Origin of the sequence: Ammoniphilus resinae (genome assembly GCF_017873965.1) — a bacterium.
Lineage (GTDB): Bacteria > Bacillota > Bacilli > Aneurinibacillales > RAOX-1 > Ammoniphilus_A > Ammoniphilus_A resinae.
Genome location: NZ_JAGGKT010000024.1, coordinates 1 through 25,714 on the forward strand (window position 1 = coordinate 1; position 25,714 = coordinate 25,714).

Consider the following 25,714-nt stretch of genomic DNA (forward strand, 5'->3'; position numbering starts at 1 on the left):
GTTTAAAAAAGATGACCCCTGTTCAATTCAGAGATCATCTTCTTAGAGCTGCCTAGACTTTTTTATAGCGTCCTTTACAAAGGGTACATTTTATTTTTTGGGATAGCCTTTTATTCAGAAGCCAAGCTTTTTCCACATTTCGTCTTCTTCTTCCTTTTTCTTCACAGCCTCGAGAATCTTTTCGTATAGGTCATCAGGATTTTCCCCAACAACCACTTCCCCACCCACAAGGGCATAAGGGTGAAGCAAACAAAGTTCACAATGGCTTAAACAGCCATATTCCATGACTTCCACATCGATTTCAGGGTTTTCCAGCAAGCGAAGTCTTACTTCCTCTGTACCCGCTGAAAGGTTGCTTTCGCAAAATTCTACCATTACACTCATTTGTTGGGTCACCTACTCGATTCGAGAAAGGCCTAATTCATCCAGCTTTCGATATATGTCCTTTAAATTAGGATTTCCTTCTGTAATAATTAAGTCATTAATGACTACGACGGGATACCAAAGATCTTCCTCTATCACCCTCATGGAAAATAACTTGTCCTCTTTCGTTTGAGGTTCTTTTATATCGATATAAACAACCTCAAAGTTGCCACCATTATATACCCGACGCAAGGCGGCATCAAGCCAGCTTGCTGTTTCTATAGAGGATGGGGCATTTATGCAACTGGCACAAAGATCGTCTGTACCGTACACTTTTATTGTAACCATGATTTCATTCACTCCATTACAGGTGTTCATTATATATTTTACCATGTTTATTTGTGGAATCGGCATTACAATGTGTCTTGCTCATGGAATTATTCCTAAAAGGATATTATAATAGAAGTATGAAAGGGGTGCAAAAGCGATGGAAAATGAGAACCTTTTTGAAGAAGTTGAGGACGTTCTAAATAAACTTCGTCCGTTTTTACAACGTGATGGAGGAGATTGTGAACTCGTTGATGTTGAAGACGGAGTGGTAAAACTTCGCTTAATGGGAGCCTGTGGAAGTTGCCCAAGTTCCACGATTACACTAAAAGCTGGTATTGAACGAGCACTCATGGAAGAAATTCCAGAAATCACTGAAGTCCAGCAAGTATTCTAATTTTCTCCAAAAAAGATCCCTATTATTAGGGATCTTTTTTATTCCTAAAAAGTAACAGTTGGAATCACAACCCCGAAAGCATCTTCCACAAAACCTGGAAACTCCCTCAGTAAAACATCGTTTCTTTTCAATTCCCTATAAGCGCTATACGGCGTCAAAATTTCTGTTTCCTCTCGGAACAGTTCAACCTCGGGATTGTCGCCTATAATTGAGGATGGTTGATAATATAATGCTTCATATTTTTTTATCATTCGACCAGGTAGTAAGAACATGGCATACATAATAGCAAATTCCTCCGGGAGCAGTGGGGAGCGTTGATGGTAAGCTGATAAAAACGGGTAAACTCGTCTTGGGTCCCAACCGTTTTCCCGGACATCAGCTTTTATCCATTGCCCGATATCCCTTACTCGCATGTCATCTATCCAAGAGAGCATATCTGCAAAGTAGAACCTGCCCTGAACACTTACAAATTGATCGGGGCCAAAATGAACGTAAGTCAACCTGCCATATTTTTTCGTCTCTTTACATACGAGAGGATAATTAGAATCCTGCAAGTAAGCCAAGGCTGACAACCCGCTATGATATAAGTACTTAAAGTTTTCTAGAAAGAATTGATCAAAATCGTCAGCTTCGTTTCTTTCTGCACGATTTGCGGCCACTCTTTCAAAATTGGGAAGAAGACTCACCCTCTTTTTCCAATCTCTCGGCCAAGTATTCCAACCTCTATATTTATTGTCAAAACGTTTGATCCGCTTTGCTGAGGTTAAATGAAAAGACGCTAACGAATGGCCCAGTAAGGCGTAATCTATTCGCTCATCTTCTGTGTAAGGCCAATAGGTCACAAGACCACCTTGCTCACCTAGCTGTGCAATGATTCTACCCTCTTGATCCACAGGGATGGGTAGCAAAAGACGGGAATTCATCTGCTCATACATACTTGCTACATAGTTATCTTTACCCCTAAAAGCTAAGGGAACGGGGTATAAAAAATAGGTTCCTTTACTGGTTTCTAACCAAAATCCTTTTGGCCTTTCTTCGTAGCGATATACCACCACCTGATATTGCCGCTGAAATTCTTGAATCCACCCGTTCACGTGTAGTCAACTCCCGCCCATAGAAATACTTACTTCATCCTATGTGCGATGAATGGATTGGGTTCCCTTTAGGATTTTCTGGATTTCTATAAAAACCTGATCCTGCATGATTGGACTAAACCCTGGCTGCATGGGATTGATAGGTATTGTAAAGAGACTGCTGTCTGTTGTTTCAAACCCCTCAGGGCGTTTGTCCAGGCGTAGCACCTTGGCAAACATAATCGCTTTACAGAACTGTTCTTGACTTTTCGCTCTTACCCGATACTCACCAACATGTTCCAGCTCGGCTATTTTTGCCCCTGTTTCCTCCCAGACCTCACGAATAGCAGCCTGATAGATCGTTTCACCCGCTTCAACTTTTCCTCCTGGCAGCTCCCACCCTCTAGTTTGATGGCGTGTCAAAAGTAATTTCCCCTGGTAAATAGGTACGACGAGGACATGCCTAGGATCTTCAGAAAATGAGTGTGAATCAAAGGTGAGAAAGATATCTTGCCCCCTGCTATTTGAAAAGGAACTATTTAACATACTCTTAACATCCCCTTTTCTCAAGCTATCGGATCACCTTACCTTGCTTTTCCGTATAGCCTTTCAAAACCTTTTTATTTTAACACGATTAAGAATTTAAAACATCCTTCAAAAGAAAAAAGAGAAGCAGAATGATGCTTCTCGGGAACCAGTTAAGTAACTTGATATATCTCCTTTTGGATTGCCTCTGGAACGTGGCATAAAGATTCTAATTTTAAAAATGCCCCTTTTGGTTGTATATCCATTTTACTAAAATCGATCTTATTATATTCCCATTCCACCTGTGCAGGAATGTAGATCACATTTATCCCATGTATCAAGCCTGGCACAATATCCGTTCTTAATGAATTCCCGATCATCCATGTACGATCCCGGTCAAATTTCATTTTCTTTAAGATTTTCTGTAAGGCTTCATCATCTTTATGATTGGAGACGAAAACCCGATTTTCAAAATACTCGGCTAGTTCCAATTGAATAATCTTTCTGCGTTGATTTTCTTCATCCCCACCGGTATGAATATACAGCTCATGGCCTTCATTTTTTAGCTGCTCAAGCGTTTCATGCATGCAGGGTAACGCTTCTACCTCCATTTCAAAAACGCTTTTGCCTAACATTCTTAAACCCTCTATTTCTTCTTCATGCTTTTTCTTTCCTGTCTCGTTTACAAAGTGTAAATAAGTATGAACAAATGATTCTGGAAAGCGCTCAGAGGATAATCCATGTCGATCAATAGCAGCCAAATCAATTTCCAACTGTTTCTTGCGAAACTCTTCAAGTGGAACATCGGGAAACCATTTTCCCATTTGGTTTGTAAATTGGTTTATGACTTGAGAAAAATATTTATTGCAATGAATAAGTGTGTCGTCCAAGTTAAAAAGAATAAATTGCTTTTGCATTTTCTTCTCCCTTTTAAAATGGCTTGATTTCATGTATTTTTTATTATGCCATTAATAAAAAGGTCTATGACACCTAGGCAAATTTCCACTCCTGCAGATGGTTAGCCTCATAGGTAGGAAGAATTTTACTCCCCGTCAAATCTTCCTTGGTTGTAATTCCCGTATAAACCAATAGTGTATCAACATTCGCCCTCACACCAGCTGCAATATCGGTATGTAAATTATCGCCGACGAGCAAGACTTCTTCAGCAGAACAGCCTAGTTTTTGCAAGGCCAACTCGACAATCAATGGTTCCGGTTTCCCGACAAATTGCGGCTCCACCCCACTGGCATAGGAAATCGCCATCGTGATCGCTCCGTTTCCTGGCACTAGTCCTCTTTCCGTAGGAATTGCCCGGTCAGGATTGGTGGAAAGGAACAGTGCACCCTTTTGAGCAGCTAAAGAGGCACACGCCAATTTTTCATAACTAATCTTCCTATCAATCCCAACGACAACAATCTCAGGTTCTTCTTCAGTTACAGTTAACTGGTTATCTTGAAGTGCTTGGATTAACCCTGTTTCTCCAATTGTAAAAACTCTCCTTGCTTCAGGTTTTACACGCCTTATATACTCCGCCGCGGCTAGACTTGTTGTATAAACTTCAGCTGGCTCACAGGAAACTCCCATTCCATTTAATTTCTCTGCAATTTGTTCCGGAGTTAAAGAAGAATTATTGGTTAGAAATAAAAAGGGAAGATTCCTTTCTCGAAGTGATTGAATAAATGCAGGTGCCTCTTTAATCACTTGGTTTCCCCTGTACATGGTTCCATCTAGATCAATCAGGTAAGCCTTATACGATTTCATCAATTTCCTCCAAACAAATAAGCAACCGGATGGGGTTGCTCTACTTTTGATCTTCTTGATTTTTAATAATATAAACACATTTATCTTCACCTTTTGAGATGCATTCCCTCTGTTCAATCTCTACATCCAAGACCCGTTTGAAAAGGGACAGTTCACAATCACAGGCATGGGTATATTCCTTGGCAACCTGAGAAATAGGACAATTCATTTCTTTAAAAACGAAATCGCCTGTTTCCGGATCCCTTTCAAATTCCACCATATAACCACGCTGATTTTGCAAAACGGCCAGTTGTTCAACCTTTTGCTCTAACGTTTCCCCCTTCATTTCCTGTTTATACAGTTTGAGCATTCGTTCTTCTCTTCTGCGAAACAAGGAAGAAACCTTATCATTCCCTTCATTTTCCTCAATATCCTGCAAAAAGTCTAAAGCAAAGTCAGAATAATGCTTGGGAAATAAATGCTCCGATTCTTCGGTAAGGGAATAAACATTTGTAGGACGTCCCATAGATTGGCGGACTAAATGTGATTCAATTAAACGATCGCGCTCTAATGTATTTAAATGACGCCGCACAGCCATTTCTGTAATCTTCAGTTCAGCGGCCATTTCACTGACAGTAAGAGATCCGTGTTTTTTCAACATTTGCAAAATTTCATTGCGAGTGGATGAATTTCGCATATTTGCCAAGAGAACTCACCGCCCTTCTTCTTCTATTGTACCCGATTTAAACAGATAAGTAAATTTCTAAACAATATTATATAAAAAATACGAAAAACACGTAAATAGGGAAAAAATATAACCATCAAAGTTTGATGGTTACCATAGCTCTTTTTCCAGATAGCTCCGGATGATTGTTGTATACTGGCGGAAGGTTTGATCGTATTGTTGATATACATCATACAAGCTCTCACTTATGTTGTCAGTATATTGACCAACAAGGGATTTACGAAACAACACAAAACGTTTAAAGATTTCCGCTTGTTCAGGACTATAAACTTTTTCGTCCGCCATAATATCCACAATATCTTCATAGCTTCCTGGGTCGCGCATAATAAAGCCATCGATCAAAAGGTTTCCGATATCTGTCATTGCTTCAATAAAAAGCTGGGAGATTCGCTCCAAGGCAAAACGATCGATCGGGTCGTTTAAGCACTCTTCCCTTGGAATCAACAAGATTTTTTCAACGCCAACGATCAATTCACTGTCTATAAAGTCTAAAAGATGATTAATCTGATTTGTATCCACATTATACATTATAAATCAACCTACTTTTTGTTTTTCTTTATTTTAGCGTAAAGTACTGTAATTCCAAAAGTAAAGACCAAGGCCATTAAAATGACAAGAACATGTCCCGTATTTTCATCCACTTCTTTCACCTTCTTTAGAGCAACGAATTATTCGGCAAGACGATTGCACTTGCGTTTGGTTATGCTAAAATAATGTAAGCAATATTAACGAGGAGGGAAACCTTGGAAGCCGAATTTTTTTATTTATACGATGATACCGAAGACACTAAGACGCGCTTTGTCAGCTTCTCAGGAGATGAAGGCCGCTATGACTTGGCGATAACAATAACCGATCGCTTTTACGGAAAAAAGCTTGTCATTAATCTTCAAAACAACCGTGCAGCCATCATTGGAGAAGATGACCTTAACGAAGAAGGCTATCTAGAATATGCCTTTGGTGTTTCAGAGAAAGAAGCCGAAGAATTAAAGCATTTCTTTAATACAATTGCTTAAGTCCCTTTTGGGGCTTTTTTTATTCGTCTTCTTCCAATTCCTCATCACCTTTTCCTTCCTTCGCTACCTTGTCCTTCACTTTTTTCAGCACAAAATAGGAACACCCAAAATTGCAGTATTCTTCAATATACTCATCGAGAAAACTAATGCGATTATCAAATGTAGCTTTGCGAAAATGGTCATCAAAAAAACCTTTCAATCGAAGCTGTCCGTATCCCCAGTCGCCAACAATATAGTCAAATTTATTTAAAACTTCGCTGTACCGATTTTTGAACGCCTCAGCATTCCAGCCATTCCGATAATTTTCCAGCAGCTCAAAGGTCTGTCCTTGAACACGGAACATATTCCTTCCCCCGTTATCCCTTAGATTTCTAAGAATATATATTACCACATTTCCCTGAAATCCACACGGTGTTTCGTGAAAGATCAGGAACCATTCAGGAAAAGCTACTCACAGGGAGGTGTGTAATCAAGATGAAAAAGTGGAAATCCTTGCTTGCAGTCTCAGCGCTTTCTGTTGGACTTGTTGGATGTACTCCAGCAATGAATGACAATGCCCAAAATAGAAACACGAATCAATATGGCACAACCACTGTTCAAAATACCAATGATTACTGGGCTAACGCCAACCTGAATGATCAAAACCAGGCCAATCCAAGAAACTATGTGCAAAATTCCGTCATTAGAGATGGAAATTATGGCACCCTTTCGCATGGCGCTCCTAATACCCGTGACTTTGGATATGCGACATACAATAAGAGAGACATGCATTTGCAGCAGGCGAATACATTCTATCTTGATCGAAATGTTTTGGCCCGCGCTGTCGGGACAGTAGTTACCTCAATGCCAGGTGTTGAAAAGTCATCTGTTTTGGCAACAGATGAAGAATTATTTGTCGGTGTACCAGGTGTCAAAAATAACAGTACCATCAATAAGGTGAAATTGGCCGCTTGGAGTATGAGCCCACGTTATTACAAAGTCTATGTTTCCGGCGATCAGAAAACGATTGACGAAGTACAGAGTTTAGTGGCCAACACCAAAACAAAGATCGACCACCGAAAATTGGAGAATATCTTAAAGAAAAATTCGGTGGACATGACCGGGACAAATGTCAAAGACAATGGCCAAAACAAAACGAATTACCAGATGGATCGCGTGTTTCCGAATACAAACGGAATGCACCGGTAGCACCGACAATTGGGGGCACTCGTGAAAATAGCAGAAAAGTCTTCCGCTATTTTTGTTGTCCGACGAATTTAGGAAGTAATAACGGAAAACCTTTTCGCTTTTTGTAGTTTCTTTTAAGCATAAAAAGGTGGATTAACGGAATTTTTTTCCGCTATTCCACCTTTCTTTATCCTGTTTCTTGAATAACGGACAGTTTTCCGTTAAATCCGACCAGCTGCCTGCCCTTGCTCATGGGCATGGTAAGAGCTACGCACAAGTGGGCCCGATTCTACATGGTCAAATCCCATTCTCACACCCTCTTCTTTCAACTTGGCAAACTCATCGGGGTGCCAGAATTTCTCAACCTTTAGATGTTTTTTCGTTGGTTGTAGGTATTGTCCAATGGTCAGGATGTTTACATCCACGTTGCGTAAATCCTGCATCGTTTGAAGGATTTCATCGTACGTTTCCCCTACTCCAATCATAATGCTTGATTTCGTAGGGATCTTAGGAGCCATTTGCTTGGAAACCTTTAGCAATTCCAAAGACCGTGGATATTTGGCCTTAGAACGAACACGATCAGATAATCGCTCCACAGTTTCGATATTATGGTTTAAAATATTGGGGTTGGCATCTAAGACAACCTTCAAGGCGCCCCAATTTCCCTGAAAATCGGGAATAAGCACCTCTACACTGCATAAAGGCGTCCGGTTGCGAATCGCCCGAATGGTCTCAGCAAAGACGGAGGCACCTCCATCTTTTAAATCATCTCTCGCTACCGCCGTAACTACAGCGTGCTTTAAACCCATTTGTTCAGCGGTTTCCGCAACTTTTTCTGCTTCCTGCAAATCTAGTTCAGTGGGAAGGCCGGTTGTCACTGCACAAAAACGGCAGCCTCTCGTACAAATACTTCCGTTTATCATAAAGGTGGCCGTCCGATTAGACCAACATTCAAAGATATTTGGACATTTCGCCTCTTCACAAACTGTATGTAAAGTCTTACCCCGCATCATTTTTTTTATGTCTTTAAAGTTTTCGTCGGTCGTCAGTTTTATTTTTAGCCATTCTGGCTTCCGTTGGTGCATTCCGTTCACTCCCTTATGGAACCCTTTACCTCATTTTAGAGGCAAAAAAAATAAATTGCAACAAAGCAAAGACTTTCGGTGCTTGGAGATTTTAACATTTAACTTTATACTATACATTAGGTAGGATAAAAGCAGGAGGGAGCCATTCTCCATGGAACGAATACTTGAGATTAAAGGACACATCATCCGTGATGATATCCTTAAAAAAATTGATACTTCTGTTGAACAATACCACGGGAAATATAAGGTTTTGGAACTCATTGTCGGGGATCGCGTCGATGATGAATCAACGGCGAAGATTTCCATCGATGTTCCAGAAGGAAAAGATGAATGGATTTATAATGAGTTATTGAATCTTGGCTGTACCATCCCTAAAATGAATGAAGAGGCAACGATTAAATATTCCGATAAAAACAAAACGGTTCCCGATGATTTTTATTCGACAACCAATCACCCAACTTTTATTTATTCACAAGGGAAATGGATACGTGTACAGCATCAACGAATGGATGCTTGTATTATCAAACGGGGCGAAGAATTCCATTGCGTAAAGTTGCGCGATATTAAAAAAGGGGATGCCATTGTTTGCGGGCATGCAGGCATTCGAATAGAAGCACCTCAAACACCTGAGTCCAATGATTTTGCCTTTATGGTGAATGATGTAAGTTCAGAACGAAGGGTGCAAATTGGTGTTCAGCGTCTTGCCGAAGAGATGAAAGAAATTAAGGCTAAAAAGGGTAAAATTGTCGTTGTTGCAGGACCTGTTGTGATACATACAGGGGGAATTGATTCGTTATGTAATATGATTCGTGGCGGCTTTGTCCATTGCCTGCTTTCTGGAAACGCTTTAGCAGTACACGATACTGAACGTAGTTTATACGGCACATCGCTTGGGATTGACTTGGAAACCGGTACAGCGATTCAAGGTGGCCATAAGAACCATATGCGCGCGATCAATACTATCAATCGTTCAGGGAGCATTCGACAAGCTGTAGAGGATGGAACCTTAACCTCCGGGATTATGTATGAATGTGTGAAGAATGATGTTTCGTTTGTTCTAGCAGGATCGATCCGTGATGATGGCCCTCTACCGGATACCATTATGGATTTGATAGTTGCCCAGGAAAAATACGCAGAAGCCGTTGCCGATGCAGATCTGGTGATTATGTTATCAACTATGCTCCATGCCATTGGAACGGGAAATATGCTTCCCAGCTGGGTGAAAACGGTATGTGTTGATATTAATCCTGCCGTTGTCGCTAAACTTGTTGACCGGGGCTCTGCGCAAACTCAGGGGCTTGTCACTGATGTTGGTCTATTCTTAAGCATGCTTGATCAAAAATTACAATAAATACGCTTTTTCAGAGGGGAGAAAAGAAAATGATTGACGAAAAATTGGTAAGAAGTAAAGACGAATTACTAGGGGAAATTCTTCGCAGTATGGATAAAACATTAATCGCTTTCTCAGGTGGAGTAGACAGTGCGTTTTTGGCTGTGCGCGCCTATCAAGAATTGGGAGATAAAGCATTATGTGTGATCGCTGCTTCGGAAACCTTTCCTACCAGAGAATTTAATGCAGGGGTAGAATTAGCCAAGGAATGGAATCTGCCGCTCATCCAGACACAGATCACTGAGTTTGCCAATGAAAGTTTCGTCGCAAATAACCCGGATCGGTGTTATCATTGTAAAACCGGATTATATGTTCACTTAATCCCCATGGCCCTGGAAAAAGGGTATGATTATATTCTGAATGGCGCCAACATGGATGACATGGGTGACTACCGCCCTGGGATGAAAGCTGCGAAGGAAAAAGGTGTTCGCAGTCCTCTACAAGAAGCAGGATTTTTTAAAGAAGAGATTCGCTTCCTTTCCAAAGAAATAGGATTAAGAACATGGAATAAACCTTCCTTTGCCTGCTTATCGTCACGGATTCCTTATGGCACACGAATCACTCAGGATAAAATCGATAAATTAGATCTTGCTGAAGAATTTTTAAACACCCTTGGGTTGTATCAAGTTCGCGTACGATATCACGAAAAAATTGCTCGTATTGAAGTAATGCCTGAGGAATTTCCAAAAATCTTAAAACATCATGAACACATTGATGCGAAGTTGAAAGAAATCGGCTTTAGCTATGTTACTCTTGACCTACAGGGCTATCGGACAGGAAGTATGAATGAAGTCTTAGCATCAAAAAAGCAAGCCTAGATAGTGAGCTGAAAGCATAATAGAGGGTTTATTGCCCTGCTATTATGCTTTTTTATTTACTTCCCATTCGGGATATTGATTCCGAAAAGCTTGCTGTACCTGATTAAACACCTGTTTCAAAGGAATTCCGCTATTTCTCGCGATCATTGCACACTCCTCATATTCCGGGGCAATCTGGACAACTACACCGTCCCGCCTTCCAACTTTTACCGATACTTCTCCTAACGGAAGCCTAACTTTTAAAAATTGCCTCTCCAAACGGTGGCACGTCACGGGATAGTAACGAACCCCTAGCGTGGTCGTTTCTTTAAAAAGAAGATCCAGGATCGTGGCTAAATCTTGTTCCTTTGCTAGAACCGATAATTTTTGCGCGGGGCGGTTTTTTTTCATGTAAATAGGCGTATAGAACGCATCCTTCGCACCGGTTTCAAATAGACGGTCCATGACATATCCCATCCATTCCCCGCTCATATCATCCAAATTCGTTTCGATCATGACCATGGAGTCATCCTGATGTTCCTGATCTTGTCCCAATGTTCCTCCTCCTTTCTTTCCCCTTATTTTACCATAGTATCGAAAAATTCCATGCAGCGAAAACTACATCTAGATCCGTATGTTGGAGGTAATCAATGTGTCAAGATTTCTTGTCTTTCTTCTGATCCTAAGTTTGGCATTTTCACCGTCGTCCACAGTTATGGCGCAAGAACCACAAGCTAAAACAAAAACCGCAGACCCTGAACAAGAAAAATTCGAATTATATCAACGCATTGGGACCCTGACTGGCATTCCCTGGTATTTCTTAGCCGGTGTAGATCAATATGAAAGAAATATAAAGAAAAAAGATTCAGAAGCACTCAAAAGACTGATTTCCATCGATATACCCTCGGGAAAATGGGCAGGTTTTCTTAACCCGAACCCGGAAGATCAATGGATCAATTCGATTAGTTTTTTCAATGGAATGGGCAAGGATGGGTCAGGTGATCAGCTTGCTGATCGGCAAAACAACGAGGATATCCTCTATTCTTTTGCTGTATTTTTAGCTAGTTACGGATACACCGAAGATGATATACGGATTGGACTTTGGGAATATTACAAGCGCGACAAAGCCGTTGAAATAATTTCCGAATATGCGCAGATATACCAAACAATGGGGACAACCAAATTAAGCGGAAATGCCTTCCCTCTCCCCTTACATGCTAATTATTCCTATCGCAGTACATGGGGGGACTCACGCGGCTGGGGTGGTAGACGAATTCATGAAGGATGCGATCTTTTCGCGGGTTACGGGACTCCTGTTCGAAGTGTCGCTTATGGTTATGTAGAAGTTAAGGGGTGGAATCGATACGGCGGATGGCGCGTTGGGATACGGGATTTAAACAATGTTTATCATTATTACGCACATTTAGGCGGCTTTAATAAAAGCGTGAAAATTGGCGATGTGGTCAAGCCCGGTGATGTTATTGGCTGGGTTGGCAGTTCCGGATATGGAAATCCAGGGACCTCAGGAAAATTCCCGCCACATCTTCACTATGGTATGTATAAAGACAATGGGCGTACGGAATGGGCGTTTGATCCTTATCCACATCTCCGGAAGTGGGAACGCGAAGAATACCGAAAGAAAAAGAAGAGATGAAGCTTCATCTCTTCTTACTCATTTAACGGGCCAGTATTAAATTGAATAGGAGGCATCACAGGCGCTCCGTCTTTTTCGGGTGAGCCACTGCCTTTAAAATAAAAATTCGGCACATCTCCCATAAACAAGCCTTGTGTGATGGGGATCTTCGAGCGGATAACAGTTGGTTCTGTGGTGAAAGGAATAACCACTTGTACCTTAGCCTGAATGTCTATGTAAACATTGATATGGACCATATTAATTCCAGCTTCTTTAACTTCCGGGATAAGACTAACCTGCACAGAGCCCATCGGGACCATTGTAATCGGAACATCCGGCCCAATCATAGCAAGGATATTACTATCCAGCGCTTGCCCAAGGGGAATTTCCAATGGTACGGATTCTAATTCCTTTAAGGTATTGCTGACCCGATTTGTGGCAACCCCCACTATTCGGGTTTGTTCATTGTAATTAAATAAAATGGCTTTAATTTCCCCATTGCCATCTTCTCGAAAATACACGAGCTCCTTAAAGTCTATCCCTTCTGCAATATGTTTACTAATCGCACCATTAATCGCATCTGCAGCCAACTGCTCTACTTTTGTCTTCGAAATTCGCATCATTGCTGGCTCAAGCTTCTGTTCAATATATAAAAAGGTTTGTATAGATATAAGACTAAAAATGACGAGCGAAGTAATAAAGGCCGTCTTAAAGCTAAGCGGCTTCACTCGTTTCCGGGACCGAAAGGCCATATTCTTCCCCCCTCCTACTTATCCATATGCAGTGAGGAGGAAGGTTAGGAGCAATTCGGACATGTTTTTTGGATTTGGCGGGGTACCTAGATGTGACCTAATTCGAAACAGACAGAGGATCCGCTATAGGCTACCTTATGCCCTCCGTTCGAATACAAAGAATCGGTAGGGATATGGATTTTTCTCATCCGTTATACCCGGCGTTTCTGACACGACCATCCATTCATCCAAGTTTAACTCCGGAAGGAAGGTATCCCCCTCGAATTCATGATCTATCCATGTTAAATGGATGCGATCGGCATCCGGTAGGAATTCCTTTATGATTTCCGCACCACCAATAACGTACAAATCCTCCTCAGCAAAGCGGGTAAGCGCCTCTTCCTTGGAGTGTACGATGGTACAGCCTTCCTGCTGGTAATTAGGATCTCTTGTCATAATTACGTTTTCTCTTCCTGGAAGGGGCCTACCGATGGCTTCATAGGTTTTCCGCCCCATAAGAATGGGATGTCCCATTGTTACCTTTTTAAAATAAGCCAAATCGGCTGGAAGATGCCAAGGCAGTGCGTTATCTTTTCCGATCACGCGATTTTTTGACATCGCTACAACAATCGCAATCATACGGAAACTTCTCCTTTTATGTGTGGATGTGGATCATAATTTAGCAAAGTAAAATCATCAAACGTAAAGTCAAAGATGGATTTAACTTCTTTATTCAGTAACATCGTTGGCAGTGGACGCGGTTCCCTTGAAATCTGAAGTTTCACCTGTTCAACATGATTTTTATAGATATGAACATCACCAAAAGTATGGACAAAATCCCCCGGTTCCAAGTCGCACACTTGTGCAATCATTAAGGTAAGCAACGCGTAGGAGGCAATGTTAAAAGGCACTCCAAGGAATACATCTGCTGACCGTTGATAGAGCTGACAAGAAAGCTTTCCATCTGCCACGTAAAATTGGAAAAGAGTATGACACGGAGCTAGGGCCATTTTCGGGAGATCGGCCACATTCCAAGCACTGACAATCAAACGGCGGGAATCAGGATTTGTCTTAATGTCATGGATTACCTGGGAAATCTGGTCAATTGTTGTTCCGTCAGGACAGGACCAGGATCTCCACTGTTTACCGTAGATCGGACCAAGTTCTCCGTTTTCCCCTGCCCATTCACGCCAAATCCTTACTCCAACATCTTCCAATTCATTGTTATTAGTCGAACCTTTTAGAAACCAAAGCAGTTCATGAATAATCGATTTCAGATGAAGTTTTTTCGTTGTCACCAAAGGAAAACCGGCAGCTAAATCAAATCTCATCTGATGGCCAAATACGCTGATTGTTCCTGTCCCCGTACGATCAGCTTTATAAGTTCCATGGTCTAAAATATGTTGACATAAATCAAGATATTGCTGCATATACTTTCGCCCCTAATTTCGTACTTTTAACTGATTGTACCTAAAAAAAAAGAATATAGAAAGGGTTCCGGACATATCCCGTCGATTTCTGACTAAGTTACCGCTTTTTACCCCTATCCTGTCATAATCGGAGTACTCTTCCTTTGGAAAGCGTTATTATTAAGTCCGATCACAAAATAAAGGGGACCTCAGAACCCCTATTTCTTAACAAATGCTAAAATTCGAGGGTGACCCGGACCCAAAAGCCCTTATTTTGCGGTTAAGCATCAAATATCTTAAGATTTAAAGTAAATAAGGTCTTTTGAGTCCACTTCAGCCAAAAAAAGGAGGTTTTTAGCCAAATAAGGTCTCTCCAGTCCGATTACAAAAGCGAGGAAGTTTTCCCCAAGGGGACAACAGTCCCTTTCGAACAAGACGCAATTCGACTAGTTCAGAAGGAAGCTGATGCTGTCATGCCGATGGGATCCTCTATCATATTCCTCCTACCATATTTCCATCATCCATCGCATATATATTGCCTACACGGGTAAGTAGCATAAAACAGAGGAGGGCTTGGTCAAAAGTGGCGATCCATAGATTACAAAACTACATTGATGGCAAATGGACGGCCGATGGCGTTGTTAACTATGCTGCTGTCATTAATCCTGCCACTGGTGTAAACATTGCTGAAGTACCTTTATCCCCCGGGAACGAAGTTGATAAAGCGGTAGTGGCTGCAAAACAAGCACAAAAGGAATGGGCATTGGTGCCAGCACCGCTACGTGCTGAAATGTTATACCGTGTGGGTTATTTATTAAAAGAACGAAAAGAAAAAATTGCCCAGCTGTTAACCCAGGAAAACGGTAAGGTGATTGAGGAAGCCCGTGGCGAAGTCCAAGAAGGAATCGATATGGCCTTTTATATGGCCGGCGAGGGACGGCGTTTATTCGGGCAAACAACTCCTTCTGAACTAAAGGATAAGTTTGCCATGAGTGTCCGTGCTCCCGTTGGCGTAGTTGGCATCATAACACCTTGGAATTTTCCGATCGCGATTGCTACTTGGAAATCGTTTCCCGCCATTGTGGCAGGAAATGCGGTCGTTTGGAAGCCAGCTACGGAGACGCCCTTGATGGCAAAAGAGCTTGCGCAGATCTTTGAAGAGGCTGGCTTGCCAAAAGGGGTTTTAAATGTCGTATTTGGGTCAGGCTCAATAGTTGGTGAAGCCATGGTTGACCATCCGGATATTCGTGTTATTTCTTTCACAGGCTCTAATGAAGTAGGCAGAAAGATTGCCAGTGCTTGTGGGCAAAACCTGAAAAAGGTCTCACTAGAAATGGGAGGAAAAAACGCTGTCATTGTGATGGAGGATGCTGACATAGAACTTGCTGTGGAAGGGATTTTATGGAGTGCCTTTGGAACGAGCGGGCAAAGATGTACAGCATGCAGCCGGGTCATAGTCCATGAAAAAGTAAAAGAGCAACTGGAAGCTCGATTACTAGCAGAAATGGAAAGGCTAACCATTGGAAATGGTTTGGATGAAAAAATCAAAGTGGGCCCGATCATTAATCAAACTTCCTTACAAAAAATCAAAAACTATGTCGACATTGGCGAAGCAGAAGGAGCTAAACTTTTAGTTGGAGGTAAGATACTTAATGAGGGAGATTATGCTAAAGGCTATTTCTTTGCTCCTACTCTCTTTACAGATGTAAAAGCCAATATGCGCATAGCCCAAGAGGAGATTTTCGGGCCCGTTGTTTCATTAATTCCCGTGAGAAGTTTTGAAGAAGCGATTGCCGTCAATAATGGGGTCTCATTTGGTTTATCAAGCTCAATCTTTACCCGTGATGTTAATCGCGTATTTACAGCCCAGCGTGATCTCGACACAGGAATAGTTTATGTAAATGCAGGGACAACGGGGGCTGAAATCCATTTGCCTTTTGGAGGAACAAAAGGGACCGGAAATGGCCACCGTGACTCTGGGCTTGCCGCACTAGATGTGTTCACAGAATGGAAGTCTATCTATATTGACTACAGCGGAAAACTACAGCGAGCTCAAATTGACGTTTAGAAGCAACGTCCCATGCTAAAAAAACTAGCAAGGGGGAACTATCATGAAAATTGCTGTTTTAGGATCGGGGTTGATGGGAAAAGAGGCAGCCCGAGACCTAGTGCAAAGCGCTGGGGTGACGGAGGTTGGGTTGGCGGATGTAGATCTAAAGAGGGCTGAACAGGTATGCCAACACCTTCATTCTAATAAACTGCGGGCATTTTGTGTAGATGCGAATAATCCTCAACAATTAAAACAATTTATTCAAGGGTATGATGTGGTCATTAATGCACTTTTTTATTCCTTTAATGAATCCGTTTCGAAAGCAGCCATTCAGGTTGGTGTGAATTGTGTGGATCTAGGTGGCCATATTGGCCATATTACCGATAAAGTTTTGCAGTTGGATGCATCAGCACGACATGCAAAAACGACGATTATCCCCGATTTAGGGGTCGCTCCCGGGATGATTAATATTTTGGCTGGGTATGGAGCTAACCAATTGGATCAGGTGAAATCCATCAAGATGTATGTAGGCGGAATCCCGGTTCAACCTGAACCCCCTTTCGAATATAATCATGTTTTCTCGATGGAAGGGCTTCTTGATCATTATACAGATCCTTCCCTGATTATTCGTCAAGGTGTAAAACAAGAAATCCCCTCATTATCTGAAATAGAAAGAATTTATTTTAATCAATTTGGTCCCTTGGAGGCTTTTCATACGTCTGGTGGCACATCCACGTTACCTATGTCCTTCCCTTATCTGGATACGCTAGAATATAAAACGATTCGCTATCCTGGTCACGCGGAGAAATTTAAACTCCTTGTTGATTTAAATTTGACCCGAAATGATTATCAGGTGGAAGTGGGAGGGAGAAAGGTAAAACCGCGCGACGTATTATTGAAGGTACTCGAACCGATCGTAGAATTGAAGGAAAAGGACGATGCCGTTCTGCTTCGTGTCATTGTATCAGGAGTAAAGAATGGGGTAGAGACTTCCTTTAGGTACGAGATGACCACATTCAAGGATCGTGTCAATCAGATTACAGCGATGGCAAGGGCTACTGCCAATACCATTTCGGTTGTTGCACAAATGATCGGGAATGGAACGATTAAAAAGAAGGGCGTATTTCCTCCTGAACAAATTGTCCCCGGTAAGGTGTATATAGAAGAGATGGCAAAACGGGGTATTCATATTATTGAAAATTAACCCACGAATAAGGGACTATTCCAAAAAGGAGTAGTCCCTTATTCATTACAACATCTTTATTATTGCTTCGCGTCCAGTCATACCTGAATATATTCCCAATTCCTCGGCTGTTTTCGTGACGGATTCTAGCGGTGCCTCCAACAGCTGTTCAATCGTTCGAACTCCTAAAGCTCTGCCAGCGATAATATTGCGATCGCTCAGCCTGTCGTTTAACAACTTGACATCCAAGGCTCCACACATGATATAGCCTCGGTCAGTTGTGACCACCAGCAAGGTCGTCTTAGGCAATTGAACAGAAATAGTTATAACAGAATGGCCTTCTATTTCAATTGGTTTGACATCGATCATGTAGGTCCCCTCCAAAGCAAAACAACGGTTTCACTCTATCATATGCAAAGAGGACCCTCTCTGTGCCAGACCTAATGCAATGTATCACTTATTGGGGGTGTATTTAAGGTTGTTTGCCCTACCCCTTCTTCAGCCATTTTTCTCCGCATCAATTCAATGAGGAACAGGCTTAACATCTGAAATAATTCCTCTTCCTTCATGTCCTTCACAAGGGTTACCATGTCTTCTTGTTCTAATTCCTGAAGAGCTCCGAGAACCAATGCAACAGCGTCCTCTTCATCTCCGGTAAGATGGTCGCGGTACAAGTTATATAGATCATCAATAAATTTCAATGCAAGTCACCTCTTCTGCCGGGCTTAAACCTGAATCCAGCGCTTATAGCTGCTTCGTAATAAAGCATCTTTCGATTGAAGTTCTTTAGATAAAATATCTCGAATGAATTCCGGTAAGTAATAGTGTATGTCTTTCGATTCTTTAAAATGTGGGAAGATCCAGCTGAATGTAAACATATCGATGGTGCCAACACTATATAAACGATTCTCTTCTAGCTCTCGGCCATTGATATCAATACGAAGGATTCGCTTTCCCTTGGGGAGATCTTGATTATATTGAATAAACATGCCATCTACACACATCCACCCCAAAACACTTCCACGGAAGCCAAATCCTTTAATCTGTTTATAAATATTCTCTTCGTCGAGAGATTGTTCAAGTACATCTTTCAACACGCTCCCCGGCATCTGTAGTTTACAGGGGTTTATGGGGTGCGGGCAAATTTGCAGTAAATCTTTTTTTGTAACAGGTCCTTTGGGGAGGGAAAATAAAATTTGTCCGGAATTCACCAAGGAAATATCCGCTTCCACCCAATCTCGAATTCCTTTAGCCAGCAAGTTTCCTAAAGGGGATTCCCGCTCCCAATCAATGGGGATCTGCACCTGCAGGTTCGTCACAGGCGGACTTAATATTTTCTCAGCATCCTTTTCTACCTGTTCAATATACCCAGCAATATCTCCTGCTTTGGCAAAATCTGAAGCCGGATAACATCGCCCATGAACCTGGACAATTTTTTTGGATTTCACATCATACTCTAGGGTAGTACTTCCCATATAGTTCCCAAATTTCCCAGCTTGTATAATAAAGGTTTGGTTTACCCTTTCCCCCTCTTCTAGCAAATGATGGGTATGGGCACCCAAAATGAGATCAATCCCATCCATCTCAGATGCCAGCTTACGGTCATAAGACAGCCCTAGATGGGACATTAAAACGATAAAATCAACCTTTTCGCGGATGTTCTTTACTATATTCTTTATTTCAAAAAATGGGTCTAAAACTTCCCAACCAAGTAAATCGTAAAATAATGAATAAGGGGCTGTCATACCGATCCAGCCAACTTTTACATCGCCTATTTGTTGAATATAACTGGTTTCGAGAAAAGCGGGGGGTTTATTGTTCTCTTTATCCCTTAAGTTTCCGCAGATCACTTTAAACTGGGCATTCTTATACAATTCCATTAACTTTTCTTTAGGAAAAGTAATCCCTTCATTGTTTCCTATCGCAGCTAGATCATAACCTATTTGGTTCATAACCTCAATATTTGCCTGTCCCCAAGTAGCCTCAGTGATCACACTCATCCGATCGACATGGTCTCCTATGTCAACGACGACGACCTCTCCATCGGCTGTCAACTTCTCTTTCAGCTTTCTTATCCCATTGGCAAGATACGGTATATTGGCAAAATGGCTGTGAATATCATTGGTGTGAAGAATATGGAGTTTACCAGTCAGCAATGTTTCTCCTCCTCTGTAGAGAAGATTTCCTCTCCCAAGCATCTTGGCTAATAGGATATCTTTATGATACTCGATCTTTTTCGGAAAAAAAAGAATTTCCACCTGAAAAAGGAAAAATCCCGGGAAATCCCAGGATTTTTTCGGTAGGCCTTAACCAATACTGCCTTCCATTTCGAACTTAATCAATCTATTCATTTCAACGGCATACTCCATTGGTAATTCCTTCGTAAATGGTTCGATAAAGCCCATTACAATCATTTGTGTAGCTTCATCTTCAGTTAAGCCACGGCTCATCAGATAAAACAATTGTTCTTCACTTACTTTTGAAACGGTTGCTTCGTGTTCAAGCGTGACATTATCGTTCAGGATCTCGTTATAAGGGATCGTGTCAGAAGTGGAAATATCATCAAGAATCAACGTATCACATTTAATGTTAGACTTTGAACCTTGGGCATTACGGCCAAATTTCGATAATCCCATATAAGTTACTTTCCCGCCATGTTTACTCATACTCTTGGAGACAATCGTCGAAGAGCAATCAGGTGCCATATGAACCATCTTTGCACCTGCGTGCTGGTGCATTCCTTTACCTGCAACGGCAATGGAAATAACAACACCCTTGGCGCGTGGACCAACCATGACAACTGCAGGATATTTCATGGTTAATTTACTTCCAATATTTCCATCGATCCATTCCATCGTTGCATCCGCATAGGCAATTGCTCGTTTTGTTACGAGGTTATATACGTTAACAGACCAGTTCTGGATCGTGGTATAACGGCAGCGCGCACGTTCTTTAACAATGATCTCAACAACCGCACTGTGCAGAGAATCAGTGGAGTAAATTGGCGCTGTACATCCTTCAACATAGTGAACAAAGGAGTCTTCGTCAGCAATAATGAGAGTCCGCTCAAACTGACCCATATTTTCCGAGTTAATACGGAAATAAGCTTGTAACGGCTGCTCACATTTAACACCTTTTGGAACATAGATAAAGCTTCCGCCAGACCATACAGCACTGTTCAATGCAGCAAACTTATTATCTGCTGCCGGAATAACAGTCCCGAAGTATTCTTTTACGATATCAGGATATTCGCGCACAGCTGAATCCATATCTGTGAATAGAATACCTAATTTCTCCAAATCTTCCTGCATGCTGTGGTAGACGACTTCAGATTCATACTGAGCAGATACCCCAGCCAAAAACTTTTGTTCAGCTTCTGGGATCCCAAGTTTATCAAAGGTTGCCTTGATTTCTGCAGGAACTTCTTCCCACGTTTTCCCTTGCTTTTCAGATGGCTTAACATAGTAGGTAATGGAGTCAAAGTCAAGATCCTTTAATTCCCCGCCCCAATTTGGCATTGGCTTTTTGTAAAATATATCGAGTGCTTTTAAACGGTACTCAAGCATCCACTCTGGTTCGTCTTTCATGCGTGAAATCTCTTCTACGATTTCCTTTGTTAATCCTTTTTTCGTTCTAAAAACCGAAACGTCCTTGTCATGAAAACCATATTGATATTCCGACAATTCAGGTGCTTTCTTCGCCATAATTAATCCCTCCTAAAGCCTATTCGGCTGAATCATGAACACCTTGCTGCAAAGCTTTCCAAGCCAAAGTTGCACACTTGATTCTCGCAGGGAATTTAGAAACTCCGGCGAGCGCTTCAATATCGCCTATGTCCAGGTCCTCATCGTCAATTTCTTCTCCTTGCATCAATCTGGAAAATAAATCAGCCATTCTCAAAGCGTCCTCAACCGTTCCGCCTTTTACCGCTTCGGTCATCATTGAGGCGGAAGACATGCTAATCGAGCAACCTTCCCCAATAAACTTCACGTCTTTAATAATCCCGTCTTCCACTTTTAATTGGAGTTGAATCCGATCGCCGCATGTAGGATTATTTAGATTTATTGTTACCGAATCTTGATCCATTTCTCCACGATTCCGCGGTCTTTGGTAGTGGTCCATAATGACACGTCTATATAAATCATCCAAGGAAGACATTACCGAAATACTCCTTTGTTTTTAATAACCCTTTGACTAGTGCATCAATGTCTTCTTCCGTATTGTATATATAGAAGCTTGCACGGGCTGTTGCTGAAACTTGCAGCCACTTCATTAATGGCTGCGCACAGTGATGTCCTGCGCGTACAGCAATGCCGTATGAATCTAACACAGTAGCCAAATCATGTGGATGTACATCACTTAGGTTAAAAGTAACCAATCCACTTCGCTCTTTAGGACCATATATTGTTAGTCCTTCCACAGCGGATAATTGTTCCATAGCATAATGAACTAATTGTTTTTCATGGCGTTCAATTTCATCCATGCCAATGTCCTGCAAAAAGTCAATCGCTGCACCTAATCCTACAGCTCCAGCAATAATTGGGGTGCCCCCCTCAAATTTCCAAGGAAGTTCTTTCCACGTAGAATCATACAATTCAACGAAATCAATCATTTCCCCGCCAAATTCATAAGGGACCATCTTTTCCAAGAAGGAGCGCTTTCCATATAAAACACCAATCCCTGTTGGCCCAGCCATTTTATGACCAGAAAAGGCTAAGAAATCACAATCTAAATCCTGCACATCCACCTTTAGATGTGGTGCCCCTTGCGCAGCATCGACACACATGACCGCTCCATGCGCGTGCGCAATTTCCGCGATTTCCTTAATCGGATGAATTGTCCCTGTCACATTCGATACGTAGGCAATGGAGACTAATTTGGTTTTATCAGTGATCGTTTTCTTCACATCTTCCAAGGAAACTGTTCCATCTGGCTGCAATGGGATGAATTTAAAAGTCGCCCCAGTAACCTTTGCAGCTTGTTGCCAAGGTATGAAGTTGCTATGGTGTTCCATGATCGTCGTGACAATTTCATCACCTTCTTGAAGGAATTCACGTGCATAGCATGTCGCCACCATGTTAAGGGAGGTTGTGGTTCCGCGGGTAAAGATAATTTCTGCCGTTTCCTTGGCATTAACAAATTTACGAACCTTTTCCCTTGCCCCTTCGTAGGCATCTGTTGCCCATGTACCTAACGTATGAACACCACGGTGTACATTAGAATTCATTTTTTTATAATACTCATCAATAGCCTCAATTACCTGGATCGGCTTTTGAGACGTGGCAGCACTGTCCAAATATACTAAAGGGTGACCATTTACTTGTTGACTTAAGATCGGAAATTGAGCTTTGATCTCTTTTATATTCATTAGTAAACTTTCCTCTCAATAGCCTCTTCCAATACCTTCCTAATTTCCTTATTTGGGATGGCATCTACTACTTGGGCAAGGAAACCGTAGATAATGAGGCGTTGGGCTTCTTCTTTAGGAATTCCTCGAGACATCATATAAAAGATTTGCATCGGATTAATTTGTCCCGCGCTTGCTGCGTGACCGGCCTTTACATCATCTTCATCAATCAACAGAATGGGATTTGCATCACCACGAGCTTTGGGGCTAAGCATCAATAATTTTTCTGCTTGTTCCCCATTGGCCTTTGTTGCACCTTTTTCAATGAACGTGATTCCATTTAATATGGCACTCGCTTCGTCTTTTACAACACCCTTTACAAGCATTTGGCTGTCGGAATTCTTCCCAGTGTGTGTCATTTTTGAGACAATATCTGTTTTTTGTGATCCGGAACCAATCGTAATGAGCTTTGAATCGGCGGAAGATCCTTGCCCAACCAAGTGGGTTGTATTTTGTGAAACGGTGTTTCCATCATTCATTTCAGCTAGGAGCCATTCAATTCTTCCGTCTTTTCCTACGGATGCATGGCGGAAAGTATAATCCGTAGCCATATTGTTTAACGTCCTTACTGAATTAAAGCTAACACGTGATCCTTCTCCGACATGGATCTCAACGATTCCATTTTGAATCATGGTCTGTGCATTTTCATTCATATAATTATCAATATAATCAACCGAACTGTTTGATTCCGTCACAATTAATACATGTGGAAAAAGTCCGCTTTCATTTTCTGAGGCATAAAATACTGCCTGAACAGGAACTTTGACTTCAACATTTTTAGGAACGTAGAGAAAGACCCCACCACTCCACGTTGCTGCGTGTAAAGCTGAAATTTTATGGGAATCCACTTTACTATCCAGTTGCATAAAATGTTTTTGAATTAATTCCCCATGTGTTGCCCAAGCATCTTGCAAAGAGGTAAACACAACCCCTTGATTTTTTAACGAATCCGGTAAAGAAGTGTAAACAACAGAAGCATCCTTTTGCACAAGGACAGCTTTATCCACGTTATCCTCTGCCGCCAAGACCTTCTGCACCTCTTCAGGAAGCTCCTGAATAGCTGTTACGCTTGGTTGTGTACGAAAAGGAACTACCCCATCGATATTCCATTTGTCAATTTTCGTCTTATCTAGTTTTGGCAATGGAAGCTGTTGATACTGGTCATAACCTTCCAAACGAAGGTTAAGCATCCATTCAGGTTCAGCGGATTGTTTGGAAAACTGGATGATGGCTTCACGATCAAACTGTAATTTCATCTCTATACTCATCCTAGTACCTCCCCTTTACACTTCACTGCCAACGGTTTCGTCTACGATACCTAGTTCTTTTTTAATCCAATCATAGCCTTCCGCTTCTAGTTTTTCAGCCAATTCAGGTCCGCCAGACTTCACAATTCGTCCCTGCATCATGACATGGACAAAATCTGGCTTGATATAATTCAACAAACGCTGATAGTGGGTAATAACCAAAACGCCAAGCTCAGGACTTAACATATTGTTAACGCCTTGGGACACAATCTTCAATGCATCGATATCCAATCCTGAGTCGATTTCATCCATAATTGCAATACGCGGGTTTAACATGGACATTTGAAGAATTTCGTTACGTTTTTTCTCCCCGCCGGAGAACCCTTCATTCAAATAGCGGTGCATAAAGGCCTCGTCCATCTCCAAAACCTTCATCTTTTTATCCATTTCACGAATGAATTTCATCAGAGAAATTTCTTTCCCTTCTTCCATCCGCGCATTGATTGCACTTCTTAAAAAGTCCGCATTGGTAACTCCGCTAATTTCACTCGGATATTGCATGGCTAAGAACAACCCTTTGCGTGCCCGTTCATCAACTGCCATTTCGAGGACATCTTCACCATCTAGTGTGATAGATCCTCCTGTTACTTCATATTTAGGATGGCCCATAATGGCAGATGACAGAGTACTTTTACCCGTCCCGTTTGGTCCCATAATGGCATGAACCTCACCACCCTTGATTTCTAGGTTCAAACCCTTTAAAATTTCCTTATCCTCAATAGAAACTTTTAGATCCTCTATTTTTAAATGCGGCACTTGTGACATTGTTTCATCCTCCATTCCGTATTAAAACGTATCAATTGAAAATCAACTTTTTCCATTCTCAATTGATTATCATCCTCTTATATTATAGTATAACAAATAATTAAATCAAGGAAACAACATTCTTATATTTTTTATATATTTTTGTTTAAAAAGTGAGTTGGGAAGTAATTATTCCGCATCTACCCTTGGTATTATATCACTCCATTTATGGAAAAGCATTTTAAATTGACTTTATTCAGCCATGGTCTTTTCCATTTGGCAAATCATATTCTTTGGTAAGGTCACATAAATGGGGGGATATGATGAGCAAATTAACTGAGGAGGAGATCCTGAAAAGACTCCTGCAATTAAAGGACTGGCAACTGGAAGGGAAAAAATGGATTATTAAAAAGTATCGTTTCAACAATTTTTAACTGGCATTTCTTTTGTCAAAGAAATAGCCGATTTGTCCGAAGAGGTGAACCACCACCCGTTTATTTCCATAGATTATAAAGTAGTGACTCTAAAGCTTTCCTCGTGGCAAGAGCAAGGAATTACCGAAATTGATTTCGATTTAGCCGCCCAATACGACCAGATCTTCAGCAAAACCACGAGAGCGAAATAAGCG

The 25,714-nt window shown here is 41.5% G+C and carries 30 protein-coding genes and 1 pseudogene; 9 read left to right on the forward strand and 22 right to left on the reverse strand.

Annotated elements, in window-relative coordinates; translation table 11 throughout:
* Positions 1–114: 114 nt before the first annotated feature.
* Together J2Z37_RS22605 and J2Z37_RS22610 are read right to left on the reverse strand one after the other, a co-directional pair.
* Complete coding sequence (locus J2Z37_RS22605; RefSeq protein WP_209812599.1) at positions 115–384, reverse strand: YuzB family protein; 270 nt, start codon at positions 382–384, stop codon at positions 115–117.
* A 12-nt stretch (positions 385–396) separates the two neighbouring features.
* On the reverse strand, positions 397–723 hold the full coding sequence (locus J2Z37_RS22610) for a DUF1462 family protein (RefSeq protein WP_342453870.1): 327 nt from the start codon (positions 721–723) through the stop codon (positions 397–399).
* A gap of 127 nt (positions 724–850) precedes the next feature.
* Between J2Z37_RS22610 and J2Z37_RS22615 the strand changes: the two genes are divergently transcribed.
* Complete coding sequence (locus tag J2Z37_RS22615) at positions 851–1,087, forward strand: NifU family protein (protein WP_209812600.1); 237 nt, start codon at positions 851–853, stop codon at positions 1,085–1,087.
* A gap of 44 nt (positions 1,088–1,131) precedes the next feature.
* Here J2Z37_RS22615 and J2Z37_RS22620 read toward each other — a convergent pair whose 3' ends face one another.
* The 6 genes from J2Z37_RS22620 to J2Z37_RS22645 all read right to left on the reverse strand — a co-directional run bounded on the left by J2Z37_RS22620 (position 1,132) and on the right by J2Z37_RS22645 (position 5,698).
* Positions 1,132–2,181: a protein kinase family protein gene (locus J2Z37_RS22620; RefSeq protein ID WP_209812601.1), complete on the reverse strand. Its 1,050-nt coding sequence runs from the start codon at positions 2,179–2,181 to the stop codon at positions 1,132–1,134.
* Between the two features lie 39 nt (positions 2,182–2,220).
* The gene (locus tag J2Z37_RS22625) at positions 2,221–2,706 is read right to left on the reverse strand and encodes an NUDIX domain-containing protein (protein WP_209812602.1); all 486 of its coding nucleotides are present in this window, start codon (positions 2,704–2,706) and stop codon (positions 2,221–2,223) included.
* Positions 2,707–2,858: 152 nt separating this feature from the next.
* A complete protein-coding gene (locus tag J2Z37_RS22630; protein ID WP_209812603.1) occupies positions 2,859–3,602 on the reverse strand; it encodes an HAD family hydrolase in 744 nt (247 codons plus the stop codon).
* Between the two features lie 73 nt (positions 3,603–3,675).
* Positions 3,676–4,446: a TIGR01457 family HAD-type hydrolase gene (locus tag J2Z37_RS22635; RefSeq protein WP_209812604.1), complete on the reverse strand. Its 771-nt coding sequence runs from the start codon at positions 4,444–4,446 to the stop codon at positions 3,676–3,678.
* Between the two features lie 40 nt (positions 4,447–4,486).
* On the reverse strand, positions 4,487–5,122 hold the full coding sequence (locus tag J2Z37_RS22640) for a helix-turn-helix transcriptional regulator (RefSeq protein ID WP_209812650.1): 636 nt from the start codon (positions 5,120–5,122) through the stop codon (positions 4,487–4,489).
* 138 nt (positions 5,123–5,260) lie between these two features.
* Positions 5,261–5,698 (reverse strand): DUF86 domain-containing protein, encoded by a 438-nt coding sequence (locus tag J2Z37_RS22645; RefSeq protein WP_209812605.1) that lies wholly within the window; start codon positions 5,696–5,698, stop codon positions 5,261–5,263.
* Positions 5,699–5,913: 215 nt separating this feature from the next.
* Here J2Z37_RS22645 and J2Z37_RS22650 point away from each other — a divergent pair, with 215 nt between their 5' ends.
* Complete coding sequence (locus J2Z37_RS22650) at positions 5,914–6,183, forward strand: DUF3055 domain-containing protein (protein WP_209812606.1); 270 nt, start codon at positions 5,914–5,916, stop codon at positions 6,181–6,183.
* A 19-nt stretch (positions 6,184–6,202) separates the two neighbouring features.
* Here the strand turns inward: J2Z37_RS22650 and J2Z37_RS22655 are convergent, their stop codons facing one another.
* Positions 6,203–6,526: a YutD family protein gene (locus J2Z37_RS22655; protein ID WP_209812607.1), complete on the reverse strand. Its 324-nt coding sequence runs from the start codon at positions 6,524–6,526 to the stop codon at positions 6,203–6,205.
* Positions 6,527–6,657: 131 nt separating this feature from the next.
* Between J2Z37_RS22655 and J2Z37_RS22660 the strand changes: the two genes are divergently transcribed.
* On the forward strand, positions 6,658–7,371 hold the full coding sequence (locus J2Z37_RS22660; RefSeq protein WP_209812608.1) for a YhcN/YlaJ family sporulation lipoprotein: 714 nt from the start codon (positions 6,658–6,660) through the stop codon (positions 7,369–7,371).
* A gap of 200 nt (positions 7,372–7,571) precedes the next feature.
* Here J2Z37_RS22660 and lipA read toward each other — a convergent pair whose 3' ends face one another.
* A complete protein-coding gene (gene lipA / locus J2Z37_RS22665) occupies positions 7,572–8,435 on the reverse strand; it encodes a lipoyl synthase (protein WP_209812609.1) in 864 nt (287 codons plus the stop codon).
* A gap of 151 nt (positions 8,436–8,586) precedes the next feature.
* Between lipA and J2Z37_RS22670 the strand changes: the two genes are divergently transcribed.
* The gene (locus J2Z37_RS22670) at positions 8,587–9,786 is read left to right on the forward strand and encodes an ornithine cyclodeaminase, nickel-pincer nucleotide-dependent (protein WP_209812610.1); all 1,200 of its coding nucleotides are present in this window, start codon (positions 8,587–8,589) and stop codon (positions 9,784–9,786) included.
* A gap of 29 nt (positions 9,787–9,815) precedes the next feature.
* Positions 9,816–10,643, forward strand: a complete 828-nt coding sequence (gene larE / locus J2Z37_RS22675) for an ATP-dependent sacrificial sulfur transferase LarE (protein ID WP_209812611.1) — start codon at positions 9,816–9,818, stop codon at positions 10,641–10,643.
* 42 nt (positions 10,644–10,685) lie between these two features.
* Here larE and larC2 read toward each other — a convergent pair whose 3' ends face one another.
* Positions 10,686–11,177 (reverse strand): nickel pincer cofactor biosynthesis protein LarC2, encoded by a 492-nt coding sequence (larC2, locus tag J2Z37_RS22680; RefSeq protein WP_209812612.1) that lies wholly within the window; start codon positions 11,175–11,177, stop codon positions 10,686–10,688.
* A 79-nt stretch (positions 11,178–11,256) separates the two neighbouring features.
* Here larC2 and J2Z37_RS22685 point away from each other — a divergent pair, with 79 nt between their 5' ends.
* The gene (locus J2Z37_RS22685; protein ID WP_425340346.1) at positions 11,257–12,276 is read left to right on the forward strand and encodes a M23 family metallopeptidase; all 1,020 of its coding nucleotides are present in this window, start codon (positions 11,257–11,259) and stop codon (positions 12,274–12,276) included.
* A gap of 14 nt (positions 12,277–12,290) precedes the next feature.
* Here J2Z37_RS22685 and yunB read toward each other — a convergent pair whose 3' ends face one another.
* From yunB to J2Z37_RS22700, 3 genes are all read right to left on the reverse strand, one after another.
* Entirely contained in the window at positions 12,291–13,007 is a 717-nt protein-coding gene (gene yunB / locus J2Z37_RS22690) for a sporulation protein YunB (protein WP_209812613.1), read from the reverse strand.
* 135 nt (positions 13,008–13,142) lie between these two features.
* Positions 13,143–13,625 (reverse strand): dihydrofolate reductase, encoded by a 483-nt coding sequence (locus J2Z37_RS22695; protein ID WP_209812614.1) that lies wholly within the window; start codon positions 13,623–13,625, stop codon positions 13,143–13,145.
* On the reverse strand, positions 13,622–14,416 hold the full coding sequence (locus J2Z37_RS22700) for a thymidylate synthase (protein WP_209812615.1): 795 nt from the start codon (positions 14,414–14,416) through the stop codon (positions 13,622–13,624). Before J2Z37_RS22700 ends, J2Z37_RS22695 begins: the two co-directional genes overlap by 4 nt.
* 562 nt (positions 14,417–14,978) lie before the next feature.
* Between J2Z37_RS22700 and J2Z37_RS22705 the strand changes: the two genes are divergently transcribed.
* Together J2Z37_RS22705 and J2Z37_RS22710 are read left to right on the forward strand one after the other, a co-directional pair.
* Entirely contained in the window at positions 14,979–16,463 is a 1,485-nt protein-coding gene (locus J2Z37_RS22705; protein WP_209812616.1) for an aldehyde dehydrogenase family protein, read from the forward strand.
* A gap of 43 nt (positions 16,464–16,506) precedes the next feature.
* Complete coding sequence (locus J2Z37_RS22710; RefSeq protein ID WP_209812617.1) at positions 16,507–17,649, forward strand: saccharopine dehydrogenase family protein; 1,143 nt, start codon at positions 16,507–16,509, stop codon at positions 17,647–17,649.
* Between the two features lie 45 nt (positions 17,650–17,694).
* Here the strand turns inward: J2Z37_RS22710 and J2Z37_RS22715 are convergent, their stop codons facing one another.
* From J2Z37_RS22715 to sufC, 8 genes are all read right to left on the reverse strand, one after another.
* Positions 17,695–17,997, reverse strand: a complete 303-nt coding sequence (locus J2Z37_RS22715; RefSeq protein WP_209812618.1) for a YunC family protein — start codon at positions 17,995–17,997, stop codon at positions 17,695–17,697.
* 71 nt (positions 17,998–18,068) lie between these two features.
* The gene (locus tag J2Z37_RS22720; RefSeq protein ID WP_209812619.1) at positions 18,069–18,329 is read right to left on the reverse strand and encodes a DUF6154 family protein; all 261 of its coding nucleotides are present in this window, start codon (positions 18,327–18,329) and stop codon (positions 18,069–18,071) included.
* 24 nt (positions 18,330–18,353) lie between these two features.
* Positions 18,354–19,784 (reverse strand): bifunctional metallophosphatase/5'-nucleotidase, encoded by a 1,431-nt coding sequence (locus tag J2Z37_RS22725; RefSeq protein WP_209812620.1) that lies wholly within the window; start codon positions 19,782–19,784, stop codon positions 18,354–18,356.
* Positions 19,785–19,934: 150 nt separating this feature from the next.
* Entirely contained in the window at positions 19,935–21,332 is a 1,398-nt protein-coding gene (gene sufB, locus J2Z37_RS22730; protein WP_209812621.1) for a Fe-S cluster assembly protein SufB, read from the reverse strand.
* 19 nt (positions 21,333–21,351) lie between these two features.
* The gene (gene sufU, locus J2Z37_RS22735) at positions 21,352–21,786 is read right to left on the reverse strand and encodes a Fe-S cluster assembly sulfur transfer protein SufU (RefSeq protein WP_209812622.1); all 435 of its coding nucleotides are present in this window, start codon (positions 21,784–21,786) and stop codon (positions 21,352–21,354) included.
* Positions 21,770–22,996, reverse strand: a complete 1,227-nt coding sequence (locus J2Z37_RS22740; protein ID WP_209812623.1) for a cysteine desulfurase — start codon at positions 22,994–22,996, stop codon at positions 21,770–21,772. The genes sufU and J2Z37_RS22740 overlap by 17 nt, the downstream gene beginning before the upstream one ends.
* The gene (sufD, locus tag J2Z37_RS22745; protein ID WP_209812624.1) at positions 22,996–24,303 is read right to left on the reverse strand and encodes a Fe-S cluster assembly protein SufD; all 1,308 of its coding nucleotides are present in this window, start codon (positions 24,301–24,303) and stop codon (positions 22,996–22,998) included. The genes J2Z37_RS22740 and sufD overlap by 1 nt, the downstream gene beginning before the upstream one ends.
* A 15-nt stretch (positions 24,304–24,318) precedes the next feature.
* Positions 24,319–25,107: a Fe-S cluster assembly ATPase SufC gene (gene sufC / locus J2Z37_RS22750; protein ID WP_209812625.1), complete on the reverse strand. Its 789-nt coding sequence runs from the start codon at positions 25,105–25,107 to the stop codon at positions 24,319–24,321.
* 302 nt (positions 25,108–25,409) lie between these two features.
* Here sufC and J2Z37_RS22755 point away from each other — a divergent pair.
* A pseudogene (locus tag J2Z37_RS22755) lies at positions 25,410–25,711 on the forward strand (4a-hydroxytetrahydrobiopterin dehydratase).
* The last annotated feature ends 3 nt before the right edge of the window (positions 25,712–25,714 follow it).